The sequence below is a fragment of the Bacillus marasmi genome (assembly GCF_902168435.1).
Taxonomy (GTDB): Bacteria; Bacillota; Bacilli; order Bacillales; family Cytobacillaceae; genus Bacillus_BU; species Bacillus_BU marasmi.
In genome coordinates, this window is the sequence record NZ_LR656168.1 from 64,957 (window position 1) to 78,559 (window position 13,603).

At 36.7% G+C, this 13,603-nt stretch carries 13 protein-coding genes; 6 read left to right on the forward strand and 7 right to left on the reverse strand.

What is annotated here, in order from left to right:
- The first annotated feature begins 203 nt into the window (after positions 1-203).
- Together FXW34_RS07840 and FXW34_RS07845 are read left to right on the forward strand one after the other, a co-directional pair.
- A complete protein-coding gene (locus tag FXW34_RS07840; RefSeq protein ID WP_147533423.1) occupies positions 204-611 on the forward strand; it encodes an ATP-binding protein in 408 nt (135 codons plus the stop codon).
- Positions 604-2,478 carry an ATP-binding protein gene (locus FXW34_RS07845; protein WP_147533424.1) on the forward strand — a complete coding sequence of 625 codons (1,875 nt, stop codon included), beginning with the start codon at positions 604-606 and terminating at the stop codon, positions 2,476-2,478. Before FXW34_RS07840 ends, FXW34_RS07845 begins: the two co-directional genes overlap by 8 nt.
- Before the next feature lie 59 nt (positions 2,479-2,537).
- On the opposite strand, the gene FXW34_RS07850 is transcribed toward FXW34_RS07845, so the two are convergent.
- Together FXW34_RS07850 and FXW34_RS07855 are read right to left on the reverse strand one after the other, a co-directional pair.
- Positions 2,538-3,944 (reverse strand): sensor histidine kinase, encoded by a 1,407-nt coding sequence (locus FXW34_RS07850; RefSeq protein ID WP_147533425.1) that lies wholly within the window; start codon positions 3,942-3,944, stop codon positions 2,538-2,540.
- A 41-nt stretch (positions 3,945-3,985) separates the two neighbouring features.
- Positions 3,986-4,678 (reverse strand): response regulator transcription factor, encoded by a 693-nt coding sequence (locus FXW34_RS07855; protein ID WP_147533426.1) that lies wholly within the window; start codon positions 4,676-4,678, stop codon positions 3,986-3,988.
- Between the two features lie 240 nt (positions 4,679-4,918).
- Here FXW34_RS07855 and FXW34_RS07860 point away from each other — a divergent pair, with 240 nt between their 5' ends.
- Positions 4,919-5,476: a ferritin-like domain-containing protein gene (locus FXW34_RS07860; RefSeq protein ID WP_147533427.1), complete on the forward strand. Its 558-nt coding sequence runs from the start codon at positions 4,919-4,921 to the stop codon at positions 5,474-5,476.
- 410 nt (positions 5,477-5,886) lie between these two features.
- Positions 5,887-6,882 (forward strand): arsenic resistance protein, encoded by a 996-nt coding sequence (locus tag FXW34_RS07865; protein WP_147533428.1) that lies wholly within the window; start codon positions 5,887-5,889, stop codon positions 6,880-6,882.
- A gap of 83 nt (positions 6,883-6,965) precedes the next feature.
- Here the strand turns inward: FXW34_RS07865 and FXW34_RS07870 are convergent, their stop codons facing one another.
- The 4 genes from FXW34_RS07870 to FXW34_RS07885 form a co-directional block, all read right to left on the reverse strand.
- Positions 6,966-8,333, reverse strand: coding sequence for a sensor histidine kinase (locus FXW34_RS07870; protein ID WP_147533429.1), 1,368 nt, complete (start codon positions 8,331-8,333; stop codon positions 6,966-6,968).
- Positions 8,330-9,028 (reverse strand): response regulator transcription factor, encoded by a 699-nt coding sequence (locus FXW34_RS07875; RefSeq protein ID WP_147533430.1) that lies wholly within the window; start codon positions 9,026-9,028, stop codon positions 8,330-8,332. Before FXW34_RS07875 ends, FXW34_RS07870 begins: the two co-directional genes overlap by 4 nt.
- A gap of 115 nt (positions 9,029-9,143) precedes the next feature.
- Positions 9,144-9,752: a DUF2680 domain-containing protein gene (locus FXW34_RS07880; protein ID WP_147533431.1), complete on the reverse strand. Its 609-nt coding sequence runs from the start codon at positions 9,750-9,752 to the stop codon at positions 9,144-9,146.
- Between the two features lie 96 nt (positions 9,753-9,848).
- The gene (locus tag FXW34_RS07885) at positions 9,849-11,045 is read right to left on the reverse strand and encodes an MFS transporter (RefSeq protein ID WP_147533432.1); all 1,197 of its coding nucleotides are present in this window, start codon (positions 11,043-11,045) and stop codon (positions 9,849-9,851) included.
- A 123-nt stretch (positions 11,046-11,168) separates the two neighbouring features.
- On the opposite strand from FXW34_RS07885, the gene FXW34_RS07890 reads away from it, so the two are divergent.
- Together FXW34_RS07890 and FXW34_RS07895 are read left to right on the forward strand one after the other, a co-directional pair.
- On the forward strand, positions 11,169-12,068 hold the full coding sequence (locus FXW34_RS07890) for a LysR family transcriptional regulator (RefSeq protein ID WP_147533433.1): 900 nt from the start codon (positions 11,169-11,171) through the stop codon (positions 12,066-12,068).
- A 123-nt stretch (positions 12,069-12,191) separates the two neighbouring features.
- The gene (locus FXW34_RS07895; protein WP_222705317.1) at positions 12,192-13,229 is read left to right on the forward strand and encodes a UvrB/UvrC motif-containing protein; all 1,038 of its coding nucleotides are present in this window, start codon (positions 12,192-12,194) and stop codon (positions 13,227-13,229) included.
- 38 nt (positions 13,230-13,267) lie between these two features.
- Here FXW34_RS07895 and FXW34_RS07900 read toward each other — a convergent pair whose 3' ends face one another.
- Complete coding sequence (locus tag FXW34_RS07900; protein WP_147533435.1) at positions 13,268-13,591, reverse strand: nitrous oxide-stimulated promoter family protein; 324 nt, start codon at positions 13,589-13,591, stop codon at positions 13,268-13,270.
- Positions 13,592-13,603: the final 12 nt, after the last annotated feature.

Genomic DNA, 13,603 nt, shown 5'->3' on the forward strand with positions numbered 1-13,603 from the left:
TATTTTTAGCCATAATGTTCCACCTCTTTTCGAGATGAAAAATATCGACATTTTTCAACATAAATCGAATGTTTATATAGGAATTTTTGTCAGGATAATACGAATTTTCTTTATTTTTAAAAAACATTATCAAAACCCGTTTCAAATATGCTAAAATACTCTGTGGAAATATATATTAATTGAGATAAGGATAGGAGAAGAATTTGTACAGGATTGTAATTGAACGAGAAGATGATGTTTACATGGCGAGTACAATCGGTAAACGCGTTGCTGAAGATTTCGGCTTAAACAAAAGCGAACAAACCAAATTGGTTGTTTCCATCATGGAATTAACCCGCAACATTGTCTTTTATGCTGGCAAAGGTGAGCTTTTTATCAAGCCAATTCCTTCTTATGGAATTGAAATAGTTGCTGTAGATCAAGGTCCTGGCATTCCAAATCTTGAGCATATTTTAAATAATAAAGTGCGCTCCAAAACAGGCTTAGGGTTGGGCCTATCTGGAGTCAAACGTTTAATGAATGAATTTGAAATCACTAGTACCGTTAACCTCGGCACAAAAGTCAGAGCAGTTAAATGGTTTAAGGAAGGGCAGGTTAGTCAAATTGATTAAATCACCCACCGCTCACGAAATCTCTTACGGATTAGTCGAGCTCAATCCCGATGGCACAATACAAAGAGCTAACGATGAAGCAAAACGGGTGTTAATTTCTGAGAATGGGGATTCTAATTACCTATTTCACAGAATTAAGAACAACGAAATAAAAACAAAGCTCCATGAATGCTTTATGGGAAGAGCAAATGAGTTTATTGTTACAATCGATAATCAACCAATCTTCTTTTTGTTTCATCGCTCAACCAATGAACAGGCACAGGATAAAATCCATGTTTATATGTTCAACATCTATAATTTACTTACTCTCCACGATCATAATAACTGGAACAATCATTTATTATCCTCTATTGGAGAAATGGCAGCAGGTATTGCCCATGAGGTTCGCAATCCCTTAACAGCTGTTAAAGGTTTTCTTCAATTAATGGAACAGACCTATAAGGAAGAGTATTCACATATTGCGCAAAGTGAATTAGATCGGGCAATCCATATCCTTAACGATTTAATGAGTGTCTCAAAACCGGAATTTGTTCAGGAAGAAAAAACAGCCTTCAATGTTTGCTCAAAAATTGAATCTATTTTGTTATTATTTCAAAACCAGCTTTATGACATTAATGTTATTAAAAGCTTTCAAGATGAGACAGCTACAATCGTTGGCCGAAGAGATCAAATTAAGAAGGCTTTGTTTAATCTAATTAAAAATGCAATCGAGGCCATGTCAGAAGGCGGCACATTGATGATTGAACAATATGAGGACGGTCATGAAGTTCATATCAATATTTCTGATTCAGGCGTCGGAATTCCTAAGGACAAGCTAAGATTGCTAGGAACACCTTTCTTTACTTTAAAGCAAGACGGTAAAGGAATGGGACTTGCCCAGGTTTTTAATGCGATCCAAAGCAATCACGGAAAGATACGCGTTACTAGTGAGGAAGGGATTGGAACAACTTTTTATCTTTCTTTTCCAAAAACAAGCCAATATTCCACTCAATATATAGGAGGTAATTCAATGTTACAAGTGGTTGATTCAAAAACTGATTTAACTGATTTCTTATTTAAAAACTTAGATTTCTACACTAGAGAATGGGTTCAATACTTAGAAAAAAATAAAAGCTATATCACCTCTTTATTAAAAGAAAATGGTGAGATGGAACAGTATGACCGAGCAGGTAACCCAATCATGAAGCTTGTTGCTCAAAACATCCTTGAATTGAAAACGGAATTAATTATGGATGTGGCGAAAGAGAGAGGCGTCAAAAGTGCAAAAACAGAATTCCCGATGCACTTAGCTTGGGAGCTATTCCAATCATCACGTGGAATTATTTGGAATGCTATTAAATCATTCTATCAAGAATCTCAAAACACTCTTTCAACTGAGGAATTCTTCACGTTAGAAAGAAATGTTAACGACATCATTGATTTATATATCGATTCATATACTGCTTACTACGTTAACTATAAAGAAGATTTATTAAAGAGCCACCGTGAAACCGTTGATGAATTATCTGTGCCGATCATTCCAATTGCGGAAAGAGTTTGCATTCTACCAATAGTGGGTAATGTGGATACGTATCGTGCGAAGAAAATCCGTGAAAAAACGCTTGTTCGTGTGAAAGAACTTAAGGCAAATCAATTAATTATCGACATTTCAGGAGTTCCATTTGTAGATACTGCTGTTGTTAACCACTTGTTTAAGATTGTAAAAGGTCTTAAATTACTCGGTTGCTCTACTATCCTTACCGGAATTAGCGCAGAAATCGCTGATACGATGATTGAACTTGGAATTGAAATTGATAATGAGTTAAAAACAAAATCAGACCTTCAACAAGCGCTACAGGAAATGCAACAGTTTAAAATTGGTAAATAGATTTTATAAAATGAAAAAGGCAAAGTCGTTTAAAAAATTACGACTTTGCCTTTTTCCATCTATTCTACCTTTTTAAGCTCAAACCAAAATGTCGTGCCCTTGCATTTTTGACTATTAACACCAAAGCGCTCCTTATGAGCCTCCATTACACCTTTAACAATCGCCAGTCCAATACCAGTTCCTGTTGTTTTCTTCTCACTTGTTTTATCTGCTTTATAATAGCGTTCCCAAATATGTGGTAGCTCTTCAGCTGAGATTCCACTACCCGTGTCAGCTATTTCAACCCTCACCGAGTCATTTTTATCTATCATTTTAACCGTAATTGTTCCGCCTCTCGGTGTATGAGTACAAGCATTGTTAATCAAATTATGCAAAACCTGACTTATCCTGACTTCATCAGCTTCGATCAATACATCAAATAAATCTTGCTTAATAATGTTAATATCATTTTTTTCACTTAGAAGACTGTAGCTTTTTACCGTTGTTTGAATTAATTCCGACATATTAAACTTACTTATGGATAACAACACATTCCCTGATTGCAGCTGTGAAAGATTGAGAATATCATCAACAATTTTACTTAAACGCTCAGTTTCTTCAATGATAATTCCTAGCTGCTTTTCTCTTTTTTGCGGGTCTTTTCCTGTCACATCTCTTAATGTTTCTGCATAGCCCCTAATTAAGCTTAAAGGTGTTCGCAAATCGTGGGAAACATTTGCGATTAAATCCTTTCTCAGTTGATCAATTTTAGATAGCTGTTCACCCATATTATTAATTGTTTCAGCTAGCTGGCCTATTTCATCCTTTCTTTTAGTTGAAATTCGAGCCGAGAAATTACCCGAAGCCATCTGCTCAGAAACTCGTTTCATATCTAAAATCGGATTACTAAAGCTGCGGGATAAAAATAAAGTTATTAATAAAGCAGCAAATAACAACGTAATTGTAATATAGATAAGTTGACCTTTCAAAATTGAAGCAGTATCCTCCATAGGAGCTAATGGTGTAATAATCAGCATAGCATGAGTAATCTCACCAGAAATTTCTATTGGTATTCCAATCAAGGAAAATTCACTACCAAACTGAGGATGAGTAACTGGTAACTCAACTTCTTCACCAGATAAAATTTCGTCAACAATTCCTTCCAGTTCCCCACTGTCAATAATCGGCATTTTGCCTGCCGACACAGACGATCCTGTCACATATAAACTTTCACCGTTTTTATCAATGACCTCAGCATATATATTATTATTAAATGCAAAGGTAGCTAGCTTTTCTTCAAAGTCTTCATTATATCCTTTTTCCAATACGTAATTTATCTTCACTGCCTCTGACTTAATGTAGGAAATCCACATCCTGTTATAGTATGTTTCCAAAAATACAATTTGAAAAAGCCACAACAGGAATAGGACAAAACAAACTAATACTACCATTCCAGCCCAAAGCTTAAAGCGAATACTCTTCATCATCTGCTCCTCTCTTCGAAAGGCTTCGAAGCAACAGCATAGTGCTACTTTGCAGTTGTTTCAAATTTGTAGCCTGTTCCCCAAACGGTTACGATTAATCTCCGATAATCCTTTAAACTTTCACGCAATGTTTTAATATGGGTATCTACTGTTCTATCTTCACTTTTATAATCATAGCCCCAAACCGCATTCAATAGCTGTTCTCTTGTGAACACACGCTTTGGATTTTGGGCAAATAAACAAAGTAATTCATATTCCTTTGGAGTTAAATTAACAGGTTCACCATCGACGTACACATTTCTCGATGCACATTCAATTACCAAGCCCTCTATTGTAATTGTTTCCGGTATTGACGGACTCTCATCTACTGTTGAACTTCTACGAATGATAGCCTTAATTCTTGCTAATAATTCTCTAGGGCTAAACGGCTTAACAAGATAGTCATCCACACCCAATTCAAATCCAAACAGCTTATCATACTCCTCGCCTCGTGCTGTTAACATAATGATTGGAACCTGTGAGGTTTTTCGAATTTCCTTACACACACCCCAGCCATCAATTTTTGGCATCATGACATCAAGAATAATCAAGGAATACTGGTTTCTCATAAATTTATTTAACGCCTCTGCACCGTTTGCAGCTTCATCAACTTCATAATCCTCAACACTTATATACTCGCTAATCATCTCGCGCATCCGCTCTTCATCATCGACAATCAGGATTCTTTCCTTTGCCATTTAAATCACCTGCTTTCAAAGTTAATCAACTATCTAACTTAATCAAATTTACATATCGCTTCCTAATTTATATTTTAAACCTAAAATGTTAAAAAAGTTTGAAATTTGTCGGATTTTATCCCTACACCACTTACTTTATTGACGATTCCCTAACTTCATCTATACTTCACTAAGTTTTCATTCTTATCTCACAAATATTAGTTATTATGAATCTGAAAAAAAAACAAAGGAGTGTGTCAAATGAAAAAAATCTTCACTGCAATACTCTCATTTACTTTACTATTAATTTTTTCTGCTGGTTCTATTACTAAGGCAGAAGAAAACAGCGATTATGGTTCATCAGGAGCACTTGCCAAAACTGATTATACGCTGTTAGAAATGCTTACCTATGCTATCCAGGACGAATATACAGCAAGAGCTGAGTATGTAGCTATCATGGACGTCTACGGTGTCCAAAAACCTTTTTCCAACATAAAAATGTCAGAAGAAAATCATATCGCTATGTTAGTACCATTGTTTGATAAATATGGATTTGAGCTCCCAGCCGATACCGCAGCGGACCATATTGTCGTACCAGGTTCATTGTTAGAGGCCTATAAAATAGGTGTCCAAGCAGAAATCTATAACATTGCCATGTATGATGCTTTTCTAAAACAGGACCTTCCTTATGATGTCAGAAGCGTATTTATTAAACTTAGAGATGCATCATACAACCACCTAAATGCTTTTGAAAACAAAGTAGCTCAGGCTGAAGGTGGCTCAACAGGTGGCGGCATGGGACGCTGCCGAGGAAATTAACTATTAATACGGTGTTTTTACAATCTAATAATGCTTATAGGGTAAAACCCTCATATTCCATTTAATTGTAAAAATTAAATTGAAATTTGTCGAAAATAGAGATAAATTTAAGTTGTCGGAAATACTTAATGAGTATTTTTTAATATATTGCATTTTTTCCAAACCCCTCTATTGGCGTTATTTGTAACAGTTTACTGTTATTCCCCTAGTCAATTGAGGAACCCAACACTCGGCCTTCATTGCACCGAGTGTTTTTTCTTTTTTACTACGTGTTTTCCCTCATTTCCTTTTTTGTTTCCTGAAAGGTTTGACAAAATAATTGAACGGCAGTAAAGTTGAATTATCACTTTTATATACCCTATAGGGTATAATAAATTGTCGGTGAATCAATTCTGAAAGGAGTATACCTAATGAAAAAACTGTATACCTTCCCTCAAAAATATTTACTATTGAGCGTTCCATTAACGCTAATTCTTGGTTTTATCGTTGGAACTTTAACTGACACAAGCTTCCTGCAACCAACCATTCTTTTTGGGACAATCGTCATGATTTATGCCACAATGGTCGGGTTTAAATTTAAAGAGTTAACTAATTTTAAAGGGACGAAGGTACTTACTTATTCACTTGTAATCAATTTTGTTATTATTCCTTTAGTTGCACTTGTTCTTGGTAAACTCGTTTTAAACGACCATCCTATCATGCTTGCTGGCCTGGCATTATCGGCATTATTACCAACGAGCGGAATGACAATATCCTGGACATCAATCCAAAAGGGAAACGTTCCGTCTGCGATTAAGTTAACCGTATTCGGGTTGATACTCGGCTCAATTTTAACACCTTGGTACTTATTAGCAATGGTCGGCAAATATGTTGATGTCAACATTTTTGAGACCTTTAGAACGATTGCACTTGTTGTGTTTTTACCAATGCTATTAGGTCATTTTACTTTCAAAATGCTAATGAAGAAATATACGCCTGAGCAATTCCAAAAGAAGGTCAAGCCAAATTTTGGACCATTAAGTATTTGGGGTATGCTTTATGTTGTTTTTGTTAGCATTAGTATGAAAGCGAAAATGATTTTAGCCAACCTAGAATTAATCGCGATTGCATTAATTGTATTGATTGCTTTTTATGGTCTAAATTACTTAATTAGTACTATAACAGCTAAAACACTTTTAAATCGTGAAGACGGAATTGCTCTAGTTAATGGTACTGTGTTACGAAATTTATCCATCGCCGTTGGCTTGGCAGCAACTTCATTTGGTGCAGAAGCTGCCTTAATCGTCACAATTGCTTTTATCGTCCAACAGCAAAGTATTGCCTATTATGCGCGAGTTTCGAATAAATATTGGTTTAAACCTGCGCAAGCTCCAACAAAAGCTAATCAAGCGATAACAGTTTCTTGATTTTGTTAGATTCTACTATCTCCTCCAAGTAGTAGATTTAAATAAAACACTCGGCAATGGTTGCCGAGTGTTAGTTTTATTTATTATTGCTTTAATTCAATTGTAAAAATTGTCCCTTTGCCCATTTTACTATTTACTGAGATCGTTCCACCATGGGCTTCAACATATCCTTTAGCAATTGAAAGTCCAAGGCCGGTTCCACCTTCATTTCGATTTCTAGAGGAATCTCTTTTATAAAACCGGTCAAAAATATATGGTAAAGCATCCTCAGGTATACCCGGTCCAGTATCTGCTACATTTATTATAATATCCTTTGTTATCTCAACGGTTATTTCAACTACCCCATTTTCTTGAGTGTGTCTTAGCGCATTTCCGATTAAATTAACAAAAACCTGCACCATCCGATCTCCATCAAGTTCCACCATACAATCTTCTGGAATTTTTTCAAATCGTAGCGTTATACCTTTTTCATCTGCCAGCCACTGCAAATGAGTGCATACTCGGACAATCAGTTTTTTTAGATTAACAGGTTGTTTATTTAAAGGAAGCTTCCCCGCCTCAGCAAGACTTAATTGCTGCAGGTCACTCACCAAACGATTTAATCGATACACCTCATCTGTTAGTTCAAGGATAACTTCTTCTGTGGCTTGAATGGCTCCCTCTTGTATCGACTCCAGCCTTCCCTGTAAAATTGCCAACGGAGTTCGTAATTCATGTGCAACATCTGCGACAAGCGTCTGTCTGATTTCTTCGTTTCGTGCTAAATGATGCGACATCTGATTGAATGCATCACCTAATTCACGAAATTCATCCTCTGTCTCAATCCTGACTTCATTTACCTTTTCACCACTGCCAAGTTTTCTAATACCCGTTACTAATATACGAAGTGGTTTCGTGATTTTCTTAGCAATCAAAATACTAAACAATACAGCAAGAGCTGCAGCTGCTAGCCCGCTAAAGAAAATGGCAAGATTAGCAGCACGGATAAACTCTTTCTCTAAATTTTGAAGTTTATGTTGATAAAGAATAAGAGTCCCCTTAAGTTCACCATCAATGATTATTTCTTGCGATTTACCATTAACATCTTCGCCACTATTGCCAATTCTTGTTCCTGATGTATCAGCAATTACTGTGCCATCCAAATCCAATAGCAATAAATCGGCATTTGCCATCGCCATATTCATGAGCATACCTTGCATCATCATGCCGTGACCTTGACCCATTCCTGAATTTCCTTCGAAATATGTTTCTTGTACATTTTCCCATGAACTGGTTTCTTCAAAATATAGCTCGAGATTTTGTTTCATCCGCTCCATGAATCCAAAATTATATTGTTCCAAATAACGATTAAAGGTTGCTTCAATTCTTGCTTGTAAAAATATGGACTGACCTATTCCCATTAACAACACAATCGCAATAAAGGCGATAATCAGTTTTGTTTGAAGCTTCATGTCTGTTTACCAAAGCGATAGCCAATCCCATATACTGTGTGAATATATTCCGGATGAGCTGGATCATTCTCGATTTTTTTCCTTAAGTTACTGACATGTGTATCAATCGACCGCTCGTAATTGACAAACGCTTCGCCCATCACACTGTTCATTAATTGGAGGCGACTGTATACGCGGCCAGGTTTTTGCGCCAAAGTAACCAAAATTTTATATTCTGTTGGAGTTAAATTTAATTCTTGCCGATTCACCTTTACTTCATAGGTACTTAAATTGATTTCAATTTCTCCTCGAATAAGTAGTTCATCCAGTTCTTTCGTTTCGTCTTCGGGAGTACTCCTACGTAAAACAGTTCGAATTCTTGCAGCCAATTCCCTCATGCTAAATGGTTTCGTAATATAATCATCTGCCCCCATTTCCAATCCTAACAGCTTGTCTATTTCTTCAGCTTTCGCAGTCAGCATAATTATCGGCATATTTTTACTAATCATGCGAATCTCGCGTAAAGCTTGTAGCCCATCCATGATTGGCATCATTACATCCAATATTACGAGATCAACAGTTTGATCTTTAACGAGTTTTACAGCAACTTCACCATTTTCCGCTTCAACTACCTTAAACCCTTCATTAACTAAGAAAGCTTTAATCATATTGCGGATTTTTTCTTCATCGTCGACGACTGCAATCACTCTTTCCACCTTTACCCCTCCTCATTCCCCTTCATTATACCAATCGTTAATTTACAAGTTAAACGATTAAAAAACTCCGGAGAATCTCCAGAGTTTTGTTTAAGAAAATTTCCTATGAAGCAACTTAATCAATCTGTTGGTTTTCTACATTTTTATTGAACCAACCACCTTGGCCATTCTGACCCATTTTCCCACCACAATTACCATTCAATGGGCTAGCACCGCCGCCATTTTCAATCATCGCCTTCATTCTGCTTTCCATATTAGTAAGCATTCTATCCATTTGTTCTTGCGTAATTTTTCCTTCTTTTTTAAGCTGGTCTAAATTGGCTTTACGAACTTCAACAAGCTTTGCTACTAAATCATCCGTACTAATCCCTTTTTCGGTAGCAAGGTCCGCAATGGTTTTTCCTTCACTTCGCGCTGCTTGCAACTCGTACACTGTCATTCCAAGCACATCAGCGACTGTTTCATGCATTTCCCCGCCAAATTGCATACCCATGCCCATTCCTTTACCCATACCAGCACCGCCACGTCCCATTTCTTCACCAGTCATCGGGCAAGTATACCCCTTCACATCATCTTTAGGAGTTTGCTCGGTTGCAGTATTCACTGCTTTCAAGACTTGATTATTACTTGTTGTCGCTGCCGGCTCTCCAATCGGGGCAAACATAGCTCCTAATCCAAAAGCTCCTACAAACACACCAGCTATTAAAACCTGTTTCATTTTCATAATAACATCTCCTTGTAATTCTAATGTCTATCTCTTTGACAACTTCATTGTAGCGAACAAGTTTCAGGAAGCTGTCGGGGAAATGTTAAGATAATGTTAAGATGTCATCTTGTACGTGATTGTCTGTCTTTCTTTTTTTCCATGCAAAAAATAATAAAGAATGATCGCAAGAATAATTACACCTACTAAGAATAAATAAAGGCCGCTAAAGCCTGTATAAGGTACAAATAATCCTAATAAGTAGGGACCTATACCAAATGCCATGTCTACTAAAATAAAAAATGTTGAGGTTGCCAGTCCCAGCCGGTCCGGTGGCGTGAGCTTAATCGCAACAGCTTGCGCTGAAGAGGTAAAATTCCCATATCCAAAACCGATAATGGCTCCTGCTAATAGCAGCGTCCAACCATTTTGGACCTGACTAAGGAGCAGCATTCCTACTGCAAAAATAATTAAGACTGGGTAGATGACAAAGTTAGCTCCCTTTATATCAAATAGCCTACCAGCAAATGGTCTTGAAATAAGAACAGCAGCCGCATAAACCACAAAGAAAAAGCTGGCAGCGTCCATTAAATCTATTTCCTCTGCATAAAAGCTCATAAATGAAAGCACACCTGAATATGCAAGACCAACAAAAAAGGTGACAACTGAAATTGGTAGAGCATTGATTTCAATAAAACTACTAAAATGAAATCCTTTATGAATAGAAGTGTTACTAACTGAAGTTACGTTTGCTCTGACCTTAAGGAAAAAGGCGGTAATTAAACTAAATACACCTAAAACCAGGCAGAACCAGAAAATGACTTCATAACTAGTATGCTCCCTTAAATACATTCCAAAAAACGGACCGATGGCTGTCGCTAATATTGCACTTAATCCATAATAGCCGATTCCCTCGCCTCTCCTTGATGACGGAATAATTTGCGCAACAATCGTTCCAGTTGCTGTACTTGCCATCCCTAGTGCAATTCCGTGCACTAATCTATTTACCAGTAAGAGCCATAAATTATTGGCACCAAAATACAAACAAGTCGAAGCAGTAAAAAGCACTAAGCCAATAAACAGCAGTTTTTTTCGGCCAAACTGATCTATCATTCTTCCAGAGAATAACCGCCCGACTAGTGCTCCAATGACAAATATTCCTGTGACAAGCCCAGCTTGACTAGTACTTGCATCAAATTTCTCGACTGCGTATGTTGAAATCGTGACCATTAATAAATAAAAGATTAAGGTCACAAAGAAATTAATACCGGATACGATGAAAAAATCCTTTGTCCATAATTTTTCTTTATCCATACTTCCTCCTGTAATCGTTATAAAGTATTTTTCATTTTAAGTATTATTATTCGATATGTAAAACATGGATTATTAATGGTATTATAAGATTCACTTATATAAAAGGATCAAAGGGGTTTAGCGATGAATTTTGAACAGATGGAGTACATAAAGGAAGTCGTTGAAACAAAATCCATGTCTCTTGCTGCTCACAACCTGCACGTTTCTCAATCAGCTATCAGCCAATCGATCTCCTTATTGGAAAAAGAAATCGGAATTAAGCTCTTTAAGCGTTCTCGGTTTGGAACAACCCCAACTGAAGAAGGTAAGAATATCATTAAAAAGGTGCTAGAAATCCTTAAAAAGGTCGACGAAATGAAAGGGGAAGTCCAGGCAATTACCTCAAGCTACAAAGGCGAGTTAAAAATCGCTACTATATCAAGCTTGTTTTTAACGATTTTACCAAAAAGCCTATCTCGCTTTAAAAAGGATTTTCCGCAAATAAAAATGACAATTTTAGAAATGGAAAGTAAGGAAATCATTGAAAAAATCGAGAAACATGAGGTTGATTTAGGTTTTCTTGGAATTAATGCGGATTTAAAACCGAAGTTAACGGATGAAATTGCCTTTCAATCCTTACATTATCAAGGTGGAATCAAGGTCATTGTGCCACAGGACTCACCTTTAGCCTTTTATAAAGAATTAACCATAAAGGATATTATCGATTATCCGTTTGTCATGTATGCCAGTCGTTATTGGGAAAATCTCAGCGAATATATTCAAAGCCATTTCGGACCAATAAATATTATGTTTGCAACGACAAACACTGAAGTCATCAAAAGGACGGTTGCCGAAGGCTTGGGAATTAGCTTATTATCAAGTCTGATGCTACTTGATGACCCTTATGTGGAAAGTCAGAGAATCTCAAGCATACCGTTGGCAGACTATAGTTTGTACCAAAGTTTTTCTTTTGGGTGGATTCATTCTAAAAGTCACCCACATAGCATATTAGTCAAAAAATTTATCGAATATATTGAGGGGTAATAACAGTGCTTATTTATGCTCCTATTTCCCTAATTCATCAACCAAGCTATATAGAAGGGAGGGCTCATTATCAAGCTTTCGGAGAAAATAAAACAACTCCCTACCACGCCTGGAGTTTATTTAATGAAGGATGCATCAGGCGGAATTCTTTATGTTGGCAAAGCAAAAAACTTAAAGCGTAGAGTTCAATCCTATTTTCAAAACAACAAAAACCACACACCTAAGACTGAAAAACTAGTAAAACACTTAACTGACTTTGACGTCATTCTTACTGATACAGAATTTGAGGCTTTCATGCTGGAATGTCAGCTGATCCATGAAATTAAGCCATATTATAATAGAAAAATGAAAAGCCCAGAGTCCTACTCATATATCGAAATCAAGCCAGATGGTGCGGAGTTACGGAGAATTACTACAACCAGCACTCCATCAATGAATGAGAATTCTTTATACTTTGGACCATATACAAGCAAGAGCACGGTTGAAAAAGTAATTCAGGCGCTTAAGGAAAGCTATCAAATTAACTGTACGAATCCTAGTAAAAGCAAGTCGAAGTCGGCCTGCTTAAACTACTCGTTGGGGTTATGCATTGGCATCTGTCTAGGAGGTCCTGCTCTCGAGCAATACAATCACATAATCGATAAAATAGCCGACCTGTTAAGCGGTAAGGACGAATGGATCCTCGAGGATTTAACAAGTAAAATGGAAGCTTGTGCGAATGGGTTTGAATTTGAAAAGGCCGCAAAACTACGTGATACAATTGAAATGATACAGTTCCTACGTCATCGAGAAAAAGTGATTGATTTTATTGGAGAAAATCAAACGATCCTAGTACTAGAACAACTGCAGGAATCCTCTTGCAAGCTTTTTCTTATTAAAAGAAATAAAATCCTTTTAAACGAAAAAATCCGCCTCGATAATCAGGTTACAAAGACTGTCAGTACATGGATAAAATCAGTAATGAATTCTTATATAAAAAGCCATCACTCTAACCAAACAAAAAAACTGAATCGAGACGAAATCGATGAAGCACAGATAATTTATAGCTACTTAACTAGTAGCAACTGCAGCTACGAAATGATTCCAGACGAAGTATTTGCTGATGAAAATCAGCACAAATTAGTTGAACTGATCCAACAGCTTATTACAAAACAAGCCTAACTCCTATAGAAGGAATTAGGCTTGTTAAAGTAATATCATTATTTATTCAACAAATGCTTAACCGAATACACAGGATGATAAAGCAGCATCCAAGGTCCGGAATATCTCATAACCGCCTTCATTTGTTCACGGTAGTCTGGCTTATAGCAGTGGACCGAGCAATTTGAACAGGCAGTCTTTTCTTCGCCAAACCGACAGTAGGCTAATCTTTTATATGCATAATTTATAAGAGCTTGGCACTCTTCACACAATTCATGCTGATGGTGTTTCTTTTTGCAATACAACTGAACCATTTTTGTTACCATCTCTTTTTCCTTCTGGATAACAGGTCCATTGTTAGGTTCTCTTCTTTTTGTAGCCATCGTCGAAACCTC